This is a genomic window from Streptomyces sp. NPDC059906 (assembly GCF_042730645.1).
In the GTDB taxonomy this organism is placed as follows: domain Bacteria; phylum Actinomycetota; class Actinomycetes; order Streptomycetales; family Streptomycetaceae; genus Streptomyces; species Streptomyces rubrogriseus.
Window position 1 is genome coordinate 179,038 of the sequence record NZ_JBHWKU010000004.1, and the last position, 15,954, is coordinate 194,991.

General features: G+C 71.0%; 12 protein-coding genes. 3 read left to right on the forward strand and 9 right to left on the reverse strand.

The annotated features are described in order from the left end of the window. Window positions 1-16: 16 nt before the first annotated feature. The 9 genes from ACFV9J_RS08510 to ACFV9J_RS08550 all read right to left on the reverse strand — a co-directional run bounded on the left by ACFV9J_RS08510 (window position 17) and on the right by ACFV9J_RS08550 (window position 10,220). Window positions 17-733, reverse strand: coding sequence for an ABC transporter ATP-binding protein (locus tag ACFV9J_RS08510; RefSeq protein WP_356864234.1), 717 nt, complete (start codon window positions 731-733; stop codon window positions 17-19). Beyond that, on the reverse strand, window positions 730-1,659 hold the full coding sequence (locus ACFV9J_RS08515) for an ABC transporter ATP-binding protein (protein WP_385351722.1): 930 nt from the start codon (window positions 1,657-1,659) through the stop codon (window positions 730-732). Before ACFV9J_RS08515 ends, ACFV9J_RS08510 begins: the two co-directional genes overlap by 4 nt. 5 nt (window positions 1,660-1,664) lie before the next feature. Continuing rightward, on the reverse strand, window positions 1,665-3,491 hold the full coding sequence (locus ACFV9J_RS08520) for a branched-chain amino acid ABC transporter permease (RefSeq protein ID WP_385351725.1): 1,827 nt from the start codon (window positions 3,489-3,491) through the stop codon (window positions 1,665-1,667). Window positions 3,492-3,496: 5 nt separating this feature from the next. Further along, window positions 3,497-4,429: a branched-chain amino acid ABC transporter permease gene (locus ACFV9J_RS08525; RefSeq protein WP_385351727.1), complete on the reverse strand. Its 933-nt coding sequence runs from the start codon at window positions 4,427-4,429 to the stop codon at window positions 3,497-3,499. A 115-nt stretch (window positions 4,430-4,544) separates the two neighbouring features. Further along, window positions 4,545-5,783, reverse strand: coding sequence for a branched-chain amino acid ABC transporter substrate-binding protein (locus ACFV9J_RS08530; protein ID WP_385351730.1), 1,239 nt, complete (start codon window positions 5,781-5,783; stop codon window positions 4,545-4,547). 287 nt (window positions 5,784-6,070) lie between these two features. After that, a complete protein-coding gene (locus ACFV9J_RS08535) occupies window positions 6,071-6,667 on the reverse strand; it encodes a Tat pathway signal sequence domain protein (protein ID WP_385352224.1) in 597 nt (198 codons plus the stop codon). After that, window positions 6,664-6,909, reverse strand: coding sequence for a hypothetical protein (locus ACFV9J_RS08540; protein WP_385351733.1), 246 nt, complete (start codon window positions 6,907-6,909; stop codon window positions 6,664-6,666). The genes ACFV9J_RS08535 and ACFV9J_RS08540 overlap by 4 nt, the downstream gene beginning before the upstream one ends. Window positions 6,910-7,361: 452 nt before the next feature. Then, window positions 7,362-7,850 carry a PaaI family thioesterase gene (locus ACFV9J_RS08545; protein WP_385351736.1) on the reverse strand — a complete coding sequence of 163 codons (489 nt, stop codon included), beginning with the start codon at window positions 7,848-7,850 and terminating at the stop codon, window positions 7,362-7,364. 90 nt (window positions 7,851-7,940) lie between these two features. Continuing rightward, complete coding sequence (locus ACFV9J_RS08550; RefSeq protein WP_385351739.1) at window positions 7,941-10,220, reverse strand: FdhF/YdeP family oxidoreductase; 2,280 nt, start codon at window positions 10,218-10,220, stop codon at window positions 7,941-7,943. A gap of 210 nt (window positions 10,221-10,430) precedes the next feature. Between ACFV9J_RS08550 and polA the strand changes: the two genes are divergently transcribed. From polA to ACFV9J_RS08565, 3 genes are all read left to right on the forward strand, one after another. Then, complete coding sequence (polA, locus tag ACFV9J_RS08555) at window positions 10,431-13,154, forward strand: DNA polymerase I (RefSeq protein WP_385351742.1); 2,724 nt, start codon at window positions 10,431-10,433, stop codon at window positions 13,152-13,154. 319 nt (window positions 13,155-13,473) lie between these two features. Then, complete coding sequence (locus ACFV9J_RS08560) at window positions 13,474-13,842, forward strand: hypothetical protein (RefSeq protein WP_385351744.1); 369 nt, start codon at window positions 13,474-13,476, stop codon at window positions 13,840-13,842. Between the two features lie 301 nt (window positions 13,843-14,143). After that, window positions 14,144-15,949, forward strand: coding sequence for a lytic transglycosylase domain-containing protein (locus ACFV9J_RS08565; protein ID WP_385351747.1), 1,806 nt, complete (start codon window positions 14,144-14,146; stop codon window positions 15,947-15,949). Window positions 15,950-15,954 lie beyond the last annotated feature (5 nt).

The window sequence follows — 15,954 nt, forward strand, 5'->3', positions numbered from 1 at the left end:
TGCTCCGTGGCGGCCGTCAGTCCTCGCCCAGGTAGGCCTTGCGGACCGATTCGTCGTGCAGCAGGTCCTGGCCGCTGCCGGACAGGACGATGTTGCCGACCTCCATGACGTGGCCGTGGTCGGCCAGGGAGAGGGCGGCCTGGGCGTTCTGCTCGACGAGCAGGATGGTGGTGCCCTCGGACTTCAGCTCGGCGATGGTCGCCATGATCTTCTGCATCATGATCGGGGAGAGGCCCATGGAGGGCTCGTCGAGCATGAGCAGCTTGGGCTGGGACATCAGGGCGCGGCCCATGGCGAGCATCTGCTGCTCTCCGCCGGACAGGGTGCCCGCGGCCTGCTTGCGGCGTTCACCGAGGATGGGGAAGAGGTCGTAGGCGCGCTGGATGTCCTTGTCGATGCCTGGCCGGTCGTTGCGCAGGAAGGCGCCGAGGCGCAGGTTGTCCTCGATCGTCATGCGCGGGAAGATGTGCCGCCCCTCGGGTGAGTGGGCGAGTCCCAGCGAGACGATCTGGTGTGCGGGGACCTTCTTGAGCGACTTGCCGCCGAATTTGATCTGGCCGCCGACGGGCTTGAGCAGCCCGGACAGGGTGCGCAGTGTCGTGGTCTTGCCGGCGCCGTTGGTGCCGATGAGGGTGACGACCTCGCCGGCGTCGACCTTGAAGGAGATGCCCTTGACGGCCTCGATCTTGCCGTAGGCGACGCGGAGGTCCTCGACCTCGAGCAGTGCGGTCATCGGTCGTTCTCCTTGCCGGCCGCGGTGTCCGTGGTGGTGTCGGCCCGGGCGGCTTCGGCCTGTGCGGCTTCGGCGGCCTCGACCTCGGCCGCCTCCGCGGCGCCGGGGTCGTCGGCGAGGGGTTCGCCGAGGTAGGCGGCGACGACGCGTTCGTCGCCCTGCACGGTGGCGCTGTCGCCCTCGACGAGTTTTTCGCCTTGGACGAGTACGGCGACGCGGTCGCAGAGGTTGAAGATGAACCGCATGTCGTGCTCGATGACGAGGACGGCGATGCCCTGGTCGCGGATGGCGAAGACCAGTTCCTCGGTGGCCCGCGTCTCCTGGGGGTTCATGCCGGCGGTCGGCTCGTCCAGGAGCAGCAGTCCCGGCTCGCTGGCCAGCGCGCGGGCGATCTCCAGCTTGCGCTGCTCGCCGTAGGGCAGGTTGCGGGCGAGGTGGTCGGCCTTGGGCGCGAGGCCCACGAACTCCAGCAGTTCCAGGGCGCGTTCCCGGGAGGCTTTCTCCGCCCGGTGGAAGCCGGGTCCGCGCAGCACGGCCGACCAGAAGCCCTCCCTGGTCCGGGTGTGCCGGCCGACGAGTACGTTTTCCAGGACGGTCATGTTGGCGAACAGCCGGATGTTCTGGAAGGTGCGGGCGACGCCGGCGGCGGTCACCTTGAAGGATTTGGCGGGCAGGATCTGGTCTTTGTAGCGGACCTCGCCCTCGGTGGGGATGTAGAGGCCGGTCAGGCAGTTGAAGAAGGTGGTCTTGCCGGCGCCGTTGGGGCCGATCAGGCCGACGATCTCGCCGCTGTTCACGGTGAGGTCGACGCCGTTGACGGCGGTCAGTCCGCCGAAGCGCATGGTGACACCGCGCGCGTCGAGGATGGTGGTGCCGGGGGCGGGGGCGCCCGGTGCGGTGTCCTTGGTGGTGGTGTCGGTGGTCATGGTGGTCAGGCCCCTGTCTTGCTCAGGACTGCGGGCGCTTCGTTCTCTTCGTGGAACTCCAGCTTGCGGCGCCGGTTGGCGATGAGGCCCTCCGGGCGGAAGCGCATCAGCAGGACGAGCGCGAGCCCGAAGGCGAGGAGCTGGTAGTCGTCGAGGAACTGGAGCTTGTTGGGAATCAGGAAGAGCAGCGCCGCGCCGATGAGGGGGCCGGCGATGGTGCCCATGCCGCCGAGTACGACGGCGGCGAGCAGGAAGGCCGAGTTGGGCGGTGTGGTGCCGGCGAAGAGGTACTGCTCGGGGGTGACGGTGTAGGTGACGTGTGCCTGGACGGTGCCGGCGAGTCCGGCCAGCGAGGCGCCGACGGCGAATGCGATGAGTTTGACGCGGAAGCCGTTGATGCCCATGGCGAGTGCGGCGGTCTCGTCCTCGCGGATGGCGACCCAGGCGCGGCCGATGCGGGAGTCGCCGCTGCGTCGGAAGACGAGGACGACGACGGCGGTGATGACGAGCATCAGCAGGAAGTAGTTGGCGAACCGGCCGAGGGTGAAGCCGCCCATGTCGTGCGAGACGCCGAGGTCGAAGCCGAGGATCTTGAGGTCGGGGATGGACGAGATGCCGTTGGAGCCGTTGGTGACGTCCGGTCCCGAGGTGCCGTCCAGGTTGTTGGCGGTGATCCGGAAGATCTCACCGAAGCCGAGGGTGACGATGGCGAGGTAGTCGCCGCGCAGCCGCAGTGTGGGGGCGCCGATCAGGACGCCGAACACCAGGGAGGCGGCTGCGCCGACCAGGACCGCGGCCCAGAAGGGCAGGTGCAGGTCGAAGGGGGAGCTGGGGGAGCCGGAGACCATGGAGGCGGCGTAGGCGCCGACGCCGAGGAAGGCCACGTAGCCGAGGTCGAGCAGGCCGGCGAGGCCGACGACGATGTTCAGGCCGAGCGCCACGGTGGCGAAGATCAGGATGTACACGCCGAGGGTGGCGTACTGGTCGTCGGACTGTGTGAAGGGGAAGCAGGCCGCCGCGATGAAGCCGCCGCAGACGGTGATGTTCTGGTGTCGTGCGGTGATCTCGGTGATGTGGCTGATCAGTCCGGACCGGTGGAGGGCGGTGAAGCCGAAACCGGCGACGATCAGGAAGCCGATGAACAGTTCGTCGTACTCGGTGCCGATGCCGTAGGTGAAGACCAGCAGGGCCACGGCGAGGGTCGCGACGATGACGAGGATCTCGACGTAGGAGGGGAGTGCGCGCACGGGCCGCGGCTCTTTGGAGGCGAAGGCTGCGCGGACGGTCTGCCAGTTCTGCGAGCTGGTGTGCTTGAACTGGTCCCAGCCGGTGTCGTCGGGGTCGAACGGGTCGGGTTCCGGGTGTTCGAAGGGCAGCGCGAGGGCGCCCAGGAACGCGACGAGGGTGACGGCTGCGGCGATGTAGCCGCCGGGTTCGAGGTTGACGAGGCCGCCGAGCTTGGTGCTGATCGCGATGATCGTGTACCAGGTGGTGGCGAAGGCGGCGAGGGCGGCGAACTTGAGCGAGGCGTCGGCGCCGGCGGGTGCGAGCCAGCCGAGCCCCTTGACGCCGTAGGAGGCGAGGCCGAAGAGGGCGGTGAGGGCGCCGGCGATCAGTACCAGGACCTGGAGGCCGCCGGGGTAGCCGTAGACGGTGAGGTCGCCGGGGAACTCGGCGGTCCAGGTCCAGGCGAGGAAGGTGGAGACGACGGTGAGGACGCCGCCGCCGGTGGCGAGGGCGCGGCCGAGGTTGGCGGGTATGCCGATGAGGCCGGAGGTGTCGCCGGGTGTGGGGGCGCCGGTGTTCTTCGGTGCGGTGGTCTGTGTGGTCATCGGTGTCACGCCCTGTCCGCAACGCGTTCGCCGAGCAGGCCCTGTGGCCTGAACAACAGCACGAGGATGAGGAGGATGAAGGCCCAGACGTCCGCCCAGGACTGGCTGCCGAACTTGTCCAGGCCGGGGATGTCGGCGACGTAGGCGGTGGCCAGGGTCTCGGCGACGCCGAGGACGATGCCGCCGATCATGGCGCCGTAGATGTTGCCGATGCCGCCGAGGACCGCTGCGGTGAAGGCCTTGAGTCCGAGGATGAAGCCCATCTTGAACTCGATCTGGCCGTATCGGAGGCCGTAGGCGACGCCTCCGACGGCGGCGAAGACGGCGCCGAGGGCGAAGGCGATCACGATGATGCGGTCCGTGTTGACGCCCATGAGTTTGGCGGTGTCCGGGTCCTGGGCGGTGGCCTGCATGCCGCGTCCGGTGCGGGTGCGCATGACGAAGAAGCCGAGGATGGCCATGCTCACCGGGGCGACGACGAACAGGAAGATGTCGCCGGTCTGGAGGGTGACGTTGCCGATGTGGAAGGGCCCGCCGTCGATCTGCGGGAAGGGCCGTGCGGACTTGGCGTCCGGGTACCAGGCCCACACCGCCTGCTGCAGGGCGAGGGAGAGGCCGATCGCGGTGATGAGGGGGGCGAGTCGGGGTGCGCCGCGCAGGGGGCGGTAGGCGAACCGTTCCGCCCCGACGGCGACGGTGGTGGAGACGATCACCGCGCCGATGAGCATCAGGGGCAGGGCGATCAGCATGGAGGTGCCGTCGGGCAGGATGTACATGTAGACCGTGAGTGCGCCGAAGGCGCCGGTCATGAAGATCTCGCCGTGGGCGAAGTTGATGAGCTGGACGATGCCGTAGACCATTGTGTAGCCGATGGCGACGAGCCCGTACATGGATCCCAGTAGCAGGCCGTTGACCAGCTGCTGCGGCAGTTCGTTCACCGCATGTCCTCCGAGACTTTCGGACGTTCGACGGATGGTGTGGCCGGATGCGAGTCCGCGCGGGGCGCCAGTGGAACAGCGCCCCGCGCGGCTCGTGGGCTGTGGTGCGGGTCGGTCAGCCGGTGTAGGTACCGGACTTGACGGACTTGAAGGCTCCGTTCTCGACGGAGTAGACGGTGAGCTGCTTGTTGGTCGCGTCACCGAACTCGTCGAAGGAGACCTTGCCGGTCACACCGTCGAAGGAGACGTTCTGCATGGCCTCGGTGACCTTGGCGCGGGCGTCGTCGGGAAGCTTTCCGCCGTTGTCCTCGACGACCTTCTTGACGGCCTCGATGATCGCCCAGGCGGAGTCGTAGGAGTAGCCGCCGTAGGCCGCGTAGTCCTCCTTGTAACCCTCCGCCTTGTAGTCGGCCACGAACTTCTTGGCCGACGGGAGTTCTTCGACGGGTGCGCCGACGGAGGTGGCGAGGTCGCCGTTGGCGGCGGCGCCGGCCAGCTTGATGAAGGTGTCGTCCTTGATGCCGTCGCCGCCGACCAGCGGAATCTTGGCGCCGGCCTCCTTGATCTGCTTGCTCAGCGGACCGGCCTGCGGGTATTCACCGCCGTAGTAGACGACGTCGGCGCCGGAGTTCTTCACCTTGGTGGCGACCGAGGAGAAGTCCTTGGTGTCGGGGTTGATGTGCTCGGTGCCGACCACCTGGCCGCCGAGCTTCTTGAACTCGTCGGTGAAGGTGCCGGCGAGGCCCGCGCCGTAGGTCTTCTTGTCGTCGATGACGAAGACCTTCTTCTTCTTGGCGTCGTTGTAGACGTACTGCGCGGCGAACGGGCCCTGGATGGCGTCCGTGGTCGCGGTGCGGAAGTACGACTTGTACGGGCGGACCTTCTTGGTCCGCCAGTCCGGGCCCTGGGTGAGGGAGGGGCCGGTGTTGGCCGGGGAGACCTCGACCAGCTTGGCGGTGTCGAAGACCTTCTGCATGGACTCGCCGACGGACGAGTTCAGGGGGCCGACGACGCCGAGGACGTCCTCGTTGGCGACGAAGCTGCTGGCGTTCTGCTGGCCGACGGAGGGCTGGCCCTGGTCGTCGAGCGCCTCGACCTTGAAGGTGATGCCCTCGACGGTCTTGTTCTTGTTGGCCGTCTTGGCCGCGAGGTCCGCCGAGTTCTTGATGCCGAGGCCGAGCGCGGACAGGTCGCCGGTCAGCGGGGCGTCGACACCGATGACGACGGTGGTGCCACCGCCGCCGTTGCCGGAGTCCGAGCCGCCGCCGTCGTCGTCGCGCGAGCCGCAGGCGGTGAGGGTGAGCGCTCCCGCCGCCAGAGCGGCGGTGATGGCGATGAGCGAACGTTGACGCACGATCAGTCCTTTCCCTGGCACGGCCGCTTCCCCGTGGAGGCGGTCGAGTCGAGCGCGGAGCCGAAATGACAATCCGACGGCGCGGTGACTGGCCGTGACTCTAAGCGTGTGTGGGGAAGGTGGAGGAGGGTCTGACTGAGGCTGTGACTCTCTTGTTATGACACCGGGTATTGCAGAGCGGTACTGGCTGGGAAGAAGGGCTGAATTCAGGCCGATTCGCCCTGTCCGCATGCTGAGAACCCGCAGGACGGACCGCCCCGGTTCAGGCGTCTGGGGCGTTTTGGTGATTACCTCGAATCGTTGCTGCAGGCGACCTCAAGGGCCCGGGAGAGGTCCTGCGCATAGCGCGACCCCAGGATGAAACTGTGGGCTTCTATTGCGCGCACATTACGCAGTGTTACATCCAGGAAAGGGAGCCCGGGATTCCGGGGCGCTTTTTCACATTCCGTCACCCGTAGCGTGACAATGATCTTGCGGGCGGAATGCGAATTTGTCTGGAAAGGTGCCGCGGGGGAGGTGGTCACCGACAGGCCGTCGTAGGGCTGGGTCAGCCGCGTCACGGTGACGGGCGGCCCGCTGCGCACGCTCAGCAGCACCGTGAAGCTGTAGCCGGCGGCCCGGGTCCCGGGCGAGCCGGTCAGCGGGGCCACGTAGACCAGGTCGACCGCCTGGGACGGGTAGGGCGGCGGGGGAGCGGGGGGCGGCTGCGGACGGCTCGCGTACAGGTAGCCGCCGCCGGACAGGACGACGAGGGCGGCGGCCAAGGCGAGGACGGTCCGGCGGTGGCGGTCGTAGCGCAGGGCCAGTCGGCCGCGCGGGCGGGGCCGCGGGACGTCCTGGACGTGGGTGTCCTCGCCCGGCTCGACCGGTCCGACGCCGCTCATCGCTGCCACGGGCCGACGCTCGGCCCGCCGTCGCGGTACCGCTCGGCACACGTCCGGCGCACCTGGCGCTCGGCCAACTCGCCTGCGGCGCGGGTGCCTTGCTCCCGCTTCGCGGCCCGCGCCGCGGCCACGACCTCCCGCAGGATGTCGTACTGCCGGTTGGACAGCCCCATCGACTGATAGTCGCCGTAGGGCACGCCGCCGTCCAGTATCTCGCGCGCCCAGTACCCGACGGCGCTCACGCACAACTCGGCGCCGGACAAGGGGCGCGGGGGCCCGGACGACGCGCCCGACGGGGACGACGCAGAAGCGCTGGGCGCGGTACCGGCGGAACCGCCCGCTCGGTCGTCGGGGCCGCCGCCGCACCCGGCGGCGGAGACGCCGATCAGCAGCGTCAGAGCCAGGGTCCGGGCCAAGGCCCGGGCCGGGTGGGGAGTTGGGGCCGCGGGAGCGCGTACGCCCCCTCCGGGCACGGTCCGCCCCCGCACGACACGGCGCCGAAGCGCCGCCGCCCCCGGCCGAGGGCCCCCTCCCCGTCCCATGCCCCGACGCTAGAGCGCCCGGCGGCAGGGGGCAATGCTTGAGGCTGGGCTGGGCTGCGCTGGGCCGGGCTTGGCGGGGGCGGAGGGCGCGGTGGGCGCCTGGCGCTCGCGTGCCGGACCCCGCGTCTGCGGCATGACCCGCCGGACGCCCCCTAGCCCGCCGTGGCCGCCCGGACTCCGTCGCCGGGGCTCACGTCCCGCAGCAGGCAGGTGAGCCGGGCGGTGCACACCCGGCGCTTGTGCTCGTCGCTGATCACGATCTCGTACGTCGCCGTTGACCGGCCGCGGTGCACCGGCGTCGCCACCCCGGTGACCAGACCGGAGCGGGCCCCGCGGTGGTGGGTGCAGTTCAGGTCTACCCCGACGGCGATCTTGGAGGCGCCCCCGTGCAGCATCGAGCCGACCGACCCGAGCGTCTCGGCCAGCACGGCCGAGGCGCCCCCGTGCAGCAGTCCGTACGGCTGGGTGTTGCCCTCCACCGGCATCGTGCCGACGACCCGGTCCGCGGACGCCTCGACGATCTGGACACCCATGCGCGTCCCCAGGTGCCCGGCGGAGAACAGCGCGGGCAGGTCGACCCCGAGCGCGGCGTACTCGTCGATGACCTCCTGCGGGAACTGCACCTGCTGCTGCTCGCCCATGGGCCGGCTCCGTTTCGTCGATCCGTCTGCGTGTCCGCCGGCCGGCCGCTCGCTCGGAGGCGCCGGCCGGCCGGTCCGCTGAGCAAACGCTCAGTCGGTCGCCGATTGTTCCAGACGGACGACCACGGACTTGCTGGCCGGGGTGTTGCTGGTGTCCGCGGTGGCGTCCAGCGGCACCAGCACGTTGGTCTCCGGGTAGTACGCCGCCGCGCAGCCCCGGGCCGTCGGATACCGCACGACGCGGAAGCCGGGCGCCCGCCGCTCCACCCCGTCCCGCCACTCGCTCACCAGGTCGACGTACGAGCCGTCCTCGACGCCCAGCTTCCGGGCGTCCTCCGGGTTGACCAGGACGACGCGGCGGCCGTTCCTGATCCCCCGGTAACGGTCGTCCAGGCCGTAGATCGTGGTGTTGTACTGGTCGTGCGAGCGCAGCGTCTGCAGCAGCAGCCGCCCCTCGGGCAGCTCGGGGAACTCGACCGGAGCGGCGGTGAAGTTGGCCTTCCCGGTGGCCGTCGGGAAGCGGCGCTCGTCGCGCGGGGCGTGCGGCAGCGCGAAGCCCCCGGGGTGCGCCACGCGCGCGTTGAAGTCCTCGAAGCCCGGCACGACACGCCCGATGCGGTCGCGGATCGTGGCGTAGTCCTTCTCGAACTCCTCCCACGGCGTGCGGCTCTCCTCGCCCAGCACCCGCCGCGCCAGCCGGCACACGATCGCGGGCTCGGACAGCAACTGCCCGCTCGCGGGCTCCAGACGGCCGCGCGAGGCGTGCACCATGCCCATGGAGTCCTCGACGGTCACGAACTGCTCGCCGCCGCCCTGCAGATCACGCTCCGTGCGGCCCAGCGTCGGCAGGATGAGCGCCCGCGCGCCCGTGACCGCGTGCGAGCGGTTCAGCTTCGTCGACACGTGCACGGTGAGCCGGGCGCGGCGCATGGCCGCCTCGGTGACCTCCGTGTCGGGGGAGGCGGAGACGAAATTGCCGCCCATGGCGAAGAAGACCTTCGCCTCGCCGTCGCGCAGCGCGCGGATCGCCCGTACGACGTCGTAGCCGTGCTCGCGCGGCGGGGCGAAGCCGAACTCCTTCTCCAGGGCGTCCAGGAAGGCGGGCGCGGGCCGCTCGAAGATGCCCATCGTGCGGTCGCCCTGCACGTTGGAGTGGCCGCGCACCGGGCACACGCCCGCCCCCGGGCGGCCGATGTTGCCGCGCAGCAGCAGGAAGTTCACCACCTCGCGGATCGTGGGCACCGAGTGCTTGTGCTGGGTCAGGCCCATCGCCCAGCACACGATGGTGCGCTCCGAGGCGAGCACCATGCGCAGCGCTTCCTCGATCTCCGCGCGCGTGAGACCCGTCGCCGCGAGCGTGTCGTCCCAGTCGGCGGCGCGGGCCGCGGCGGCGAACTCCTCGTAGCCGTGCGTGTGTTCCTCGACGAAGGCCTCGTCGACCGCGCCCTTCGTCTCGAGGATCAGCTTGTTGAGGAGCCGGAACAGCGCCTGGTCGCCGCCGAGGCGGATCTGCAGGAACAGGTCGGTCAGGGAGGCGCCCGCGGTGAGCCCCTTGGGGGTCTGCGGGTTCTTGAAGCGCTCCAGACCCGCCTCGGGCAGCGGATTGACGCTGATGATCCGCGCGCCGTTCGCCTTCGCCTTCTCCAGGGCCGAGAGCATCCGCGGGTGGTTGGTGCCCGGGTTCTGGCCCGCCACGATGATCAGGTCGGACTTGTACAGGTCCTCCAGCAGGACGCTGCCCTTGCCGACGCCGATGGTCTCGGACAGCGCCGAGCCGGACGACTCGTGGCACATGTTGGAGCAGTCCGGCAGGTTGTTGGTGCCCAGCTCGCGTGCGAAGAGCTGGTACAGGAACGCCGCCTCGTTGCTGGTGCGCCCCGAGGTGTAGAAGACCGCCTCGTCGGCCGAGTCGAGCGCGGCGATCTCCTCCGCGACGATGCCGAAGGCGCGCTCCCAGGTGACCGGTTCGTAGTGCTCGCCGCCCTCCGGCAGGTACACCGGGTGCGTCAGCCGGCCCTGCTGGCCCAGCCAGTAGCCGCTGCGGGTCGCGAGGTCGGCCACGGAGTGCGCCGCGAAGAACTCCGGGGTGACGCGGCGCAGGGTGGCCTCCTCGGCCACGGCCTTCGCGCCGTTCTCGCAGAACTCCGCCTTGTGCCGGTGGTCCCCCTCCGGCCAGGCGCAGCCCGGGCAGTCGAAGCCGTCCTTCTGATTGACGCGCAGGAGCGTCAGCGCCGTGCGCCGCACACCCATCTGCCGCTGCGCGACCCGCAGGGTGTGGCCGATGGCCGGGATGCCCGCCGCCGCGTGCTGGGGCTCCGAGACCTGCGGCGCGTCCTGAACCGGATCACCCTTGGGCGGCTTGGTGGCCATCGCGCGCTCCTTCGCGTACACGTGTGAAGTACGTCTCCGATCCTCGCACGCGCTGCCGACACCGAGGCCGTCCGGGAGGGGCGGAGGCGGTGAGCAAAGGTTGCGGAACCCGCGGTGCCGTCGCCGCGCGCCCGGCGCCGGACGGTGCGGGACGTGGCGGGACGGCGAGGGCGGAGCCGAGTGTCAGTGGCACGTGGCAGGATCGGTGTCGTGGCGAAGACAGCATCGAAGAAGACCGACAGCACCTCCGGCGGCCGACCGCGGCTGATGCTCATGGACGGGCACTCGCTGGCGTACCGCGCGTTCTTCGCGCTGCCCGCGGAGAACTTCACGACCGCGACGGGCCAGCCGACCAACGCGATCTACGGGTTCGCGTCGATGCTGGCCAACACCCTGCGTGACGAGGCGCCCACGCACTTCGCGGTGGCGTTCGACGTCTCCCGCAAGACCTGGCGGTCCGAGGAGTTCACCGAGTACAAGGCGAACCGCTCCAAGACCCCGGACGAGTTCAAGGGGCAGGTCGAGCTGATCGGCGAGCTGCTCGACTCCATGCACGTGCCCCGGTTCGCCGTCGGGGGCTTCGAGGCGGACGACGTCATCGCCACCCTCGCCACCCAGGCCGAGGCCGAGGGCTTCGACGTCCTGATCGTCACCGGCGACCGGGACTCCTTCCAGCTGGTCAGCGAGCACACCACGGTCCTGTATCCGACCAAGGGCGTCTCCGAGCTGACCCGCTTCACCCCGGAGAAGGTCTTCGAGAAGTACGGGCTCACCCCCGCCCAGTACCCCGACTTCGCGGCGCTGCGCGGCGACCCGTCCGACAACCTGCCGGGCATCCCGGGCGTCGGCGAGAAGACCGCCGCGAAGTGGATCAACCAGTTCGGATCGTTTGCGGAGCTGGTCGAGCGCGTCGACGAGGTCAAGGGCAAGGCCGGGCAGAACCTGCGCGACCACCTGGAGTCCGTGAAGCTCAACCGCCGGCTCACCGAGCTGGAGCGGCGGGTCGAGCTGCCGAGGACCGTCACCGACCTGGAGCGGACGGCGTACGACCGCAAGGGCGTCGCGGTGATCCTGGACACCCTGGAGATCCGCAATCCCTCGCTGCGCGAGCGGCTCTACGCCGTCGACCCGGGCGCCGAGGAGGCCGAGGCCACCCCGGTGGTCGCGGACGGCGTGGAGCTGGACGGCACCGTGCTGGGCACCGGCGAGCTGGCCGGCTGGCTCGCCGAGCACGGCGCGCGGCCGCTCGGCGTGGCCACCGTCGGCACCTGGGCCCTGGGCACCGGCTCGGTGGCCGAGGTCGCGCTCGCCGCCTCCGACGGCAAGGCCGCCTGGTTCGACCCGACGGAGATCGACGAGGCCGACGAGACCGCGTTCCGCTCCTGGCTCTGCGACCCGGACCGGCCGAAGGTCTTCCACAACGCCAAGGGCGCGATGCGCGTCTTCGCCGAGCACGGCTGGAGCGTCGCCGGCGTGGGCATGGACACCGCGCTGGCCGCCTACCTGGTCAAGCCGGGCCGCCGCTCCTTCGACCTGGACGCGCTGTCCCTGGAGTACCTGCACCGCGAGCTGGCCCCCGCCGCCGCGGCCGACGGACAGCTCGCCTTCGGCGCGGACGAGGGCGCCGAGGCCGAGGTGCTGATGGTGCAGGCCCGCGCCATCCTCGACCTGGGCGAGACCTTCGAGAGCCGCCTGGCCGACGTGGGCGCCGGCGACCTGCTGCGCGACATGGAGCTGCCCACGTCCGCGCTGCTCGCCCGCATGGAGCGGCACGGCATCGCGGCCGACCGGGAGCACCTCCAGGCCATGGAGCAGATGTTCGCGGGCGCCGTCCAGCAGGCGGTCAAGGAGGCCCACGCGGCGGCCGGACGCGAGTTCAACCTGGGCTCGCCCAAGCAGCTCCAGGAGGTCCTCTTCGGCGAGCTGAACCTGCCGAAGACCAAGAAGACCAAGACCGGCTACACCACCGACGCCGACGCCCTGGCCTGGCTCGCCGCCCAGACGGACAACGAACTGCCGGTGATCATGCTCCGCCACCGCGAGCAGGCCAAGCTGCGCGTCACGGTGGAGGGCCTGATCAAGACGATCGCCGCGGACGGCCGCATCCACACCACGTTCAACCAGACGGTCGCCGCGACCGGCCGCCTCTCCTCCACGGACCCGAACCTGCAGAACATCCCGGTCCGCACCGACGAGGGCCGGGCCATCCGCCGCGGCTTCGTGGTCGGCGAGGGATTCGAGTCCCTGATGACGGCCGACTACAGCCAGATCGAGCTGCGCGTGATGGCCCACCTGTCCGAGGACGCGGGCCTGACCGAGGCGTTCACGTCCGGCGAGGACCTGCACACCACCGCGGCGGCCCAGGTCTTCTCCGTCGAGCAGTCGGCCGTGGACGCGGAGATGCGCCGCAAGATCAAGGCCATGTCCTACGGACTCGCGTACGGGCTGTCCGCCTTCGGCCTCTCCCAGCAGCTGAACATCGAGGCGGCCGAGGCCCGCGGCCTGATGGACGCCTACTTCGAGCGCTTCGGCGGCGTGCGCGACTATCTGCGCCGGGTCGTCGACGAGGCACGGGCCACGGGATACACGGCGACCCTCTTCGGCCGCCGCCGCTACCTCCCCGACCTCAACAGCGACAACCGCCAGCGCCGCGAGGCGGCCGAGCGGATGGCCCTGAACGCGCCGATCCAGGGCACGGCGGCCGACATCGTCAAGATCGCCATGCTCAACGTGGACAAGGCGCTGCGCGAGGCCGACCTCAAGTCCCGCATGCTCCTCCAGGTCCACGACGAAATCGTCCTGGAGATCGCTCCGGGCGAGCGCGCCGCGGCGGAGGAGCTGGTCCGCCGCGAAATGGCCGACGCGGTGCAGCTCAGCGTGCCGCTGGGCGTCTCCGTGGGCGCGGGCCCGGACTGGGAGTCGGCAGCGCACTAGCCGCCCCCGCCCGCCGCCGCTGCGGGCAGTCGTGCACCCCCACCCACCGCCGCTGCGGGCAGTCGTGCCTCCCCCAGTGCCTAAAGGGCCTGGGAGGTACCCCCAGGCGGCACGGGTGGGCGGTGGGGCACCTCCCAGGCCGTTCAGGCACTGGGGGAGGCACCCCGCACCGCCGGGCTGCGCACCCCCGCCCCGCCCGCGCCGGTCACCCCGTCGGCGCCGGGCTGCGCACCCGTCCCCAGCGCCGCCCGGCCCGCCCCGTCACTCCGGTGGCCCCCGAGGAAACGCCCCCGCCCCGGTCTCCCGTGAGGATGCGGGCATGGGTATACGCATGCTCCACCACCGGACGAAACCGGCACGGGCACGCACCGACGGACCCGCCCGCGTGCCACTCCTCCCGGTCCCGGTCTTCGCACCGGGCGCAAGTACCGGCCGCATCCCCGCCACCGTCACGACGGTCCTGCACCGCACCGCGACGGACCTCCGCCGCAGGCTCGCCCACCGGGCCCCCGCGACCGCCACCCCGCAGGGACCACCCGCCTGGCAGCTCTGGGCCGACCTGGCCCGCGGTTACCTCGCGCTGGCCCTCGCCCTGCTGCCGCGGCCCCGGCCCGCCCACACCTTCACCGTGTTCGTCGCGCCCGCCGACACCCTCGGCACCCGTCCCGGCGGCCCGGCTCCGTACTGACGGCGGCCCCGGGCGGCATGCCTGCCGGACGACCGAGGGCGAACGACAACAGAACCCCTCATATGGCCAAGTGGTGAATGTCGGGCAGGAACGGGTGCCCGTGCAAAGAAAGTTGCCGTAGGGTCGCCTGCGGCACCGTACTGGTCGAACTGACGACCACGGTGCTCGCGGGACGGCGGTGCAACCGTTCGCACCGGTCGCTCGTCCCAACAGGGCGGATACAGCGGGTACGACGGGCGAGCACGACAGCAGAACACGGACGGAGACGGACGCACGGGCGTCCAGGGGAGGGGTTCACTCTATGGCGGCGCATTTCGACAGGAGGCTCCGCAAGGCGGCGGTCACCACCACCGTGGCGGCGGTCGCGGTCGCGGCCCTGTCCGCGTCCCAGGCCCCGGACGTCACGGCCGACGGCAACGGCAGACAGACCACCGCCGACAACGCGCCGACGTCCGACACTCCCCCCGAGGAGAGCGCCACCGGCAACTCGCGCTACTACACCGACCTGCCGCCCCTCAACAGCCCCAGCCCGGCTCCGACCACGGGCACCCCCGCCTCGCGCGGCTCGTCCGAGGCCGGCATCCCCGCGACCGTCCTCGACGCCTACAAGAAGGCCGAGTCCGAGCTGCGCCGGGCCAAGCCCGGCTGCAACCTGCCGTGGCAACTGCTCGCCGCCATCGGCAAGGTGGAGTCCGGCCAGGCCCGCGGCGGCCGCGTGGACGCCGACGGCACCACCATCGGCCGCATCATCGGCCCGCAGCTCGACGGCAACGGCTTCGCGCTCATCCAGGACACCGACAACGGCGTCTACGACGGCAACAGCAGGTACGACAACGCCGTCGGCCCGATGCAGTTCATCCCGTCCACTTGGGCGTGGGCGGGCCGCGACGGCAACGGCGACGGCAAGGCAGACCCCAACAACGTCTACGACGCCGCCCTCGCCGCCGGCCACTACCTGTGCCGCTACAGCTGGGACCTGGCCGACCAGGCCGACCTGAAGCGCGCGATCCTCAGCTACAACAACTCGCAGGACTACCTGCACACGGTCCTGTCGTGGCTGGAGTACTACCGCAAGGGCACCCACGAGATCCCGGACGGCACCGGCAGCCTCCCGGTCGGCCGCAGCGACGACGCCACCACCGGCACCGGCACCGGTTCCCGGGGGCGCGGCACGGGCGCGAGCAGCCGGCCCCAGACCCCCGGCACGGCGACGCCCAGTCCGGACCCGAGCCCGAGCAAGCCGCCGGCGTCGGGCAGGCCCACCGATCCCGATCCCGGAGGCCCGAGCACCAGCCCCTCCACGCCGCCCACGGACCCGGCGCCGCCGACCGAGACCCCCACGCCCACCGACACCGTTCACCACCTGGAGAACGCCGGCGCCACGGGGTTCAGCGCGATCGCGGGCGACACGTTCGCCGAGAAGATCAGCACCCGCGCCGAGACCAAGGCCGGAGAGGCCGTCGGCAAGGTGCGCGTCCGCTTCACCGTCCTCGGCGACACGGACGCCACCTTCACCGGCGGTGAGAAGGTCGCCGCGGTCACCACCGACGCCTCCGGCGTGGCCGTCGCGCCCGCGCTGGTGGCGGGCGAGCAGACCGGCGGGTTCACCGTCCGCGCCACCGTCATCGGCCGTACCGTCCCGGGCCTCGACTACAAGGCCACCGTCACCGAGCGCGTCGCCGACGCCCTCACCCGCACCACCGAGACCGAGCTGACGTGCACGCCGGGCGGCGAGTTCGCCGACCCGATCGAGGTGAAGGCCACGCTCAAGGGTGTCGTCGCGGACCAGGTCGCCGTCACCGCGACCCTCATCAAGTCCGAGGACGACCCGGCCGAGAACGACAAGGGCCCCTACTTCAAGGACGCCGACGGAACGGCCGTCCGTACGCTGACCGGCCGGAAGACCGACGCCAAGGGCCTGCTGGAGCTGCCGAAGCTGTACGCCGACGACGCGGAGGGCACGTACATCCTGCGCCTCACCACGCCGGGCGGCGCCGCGCTCGACATCACCCTGAAGGTGGCCAAGGCGGCCGACCCGACGCCGGACCCGTCGACCGGTCCCTCGACCACCCCCTCCACCGAGCCGTCGACCGGACCTGAGGCGTAGGCACC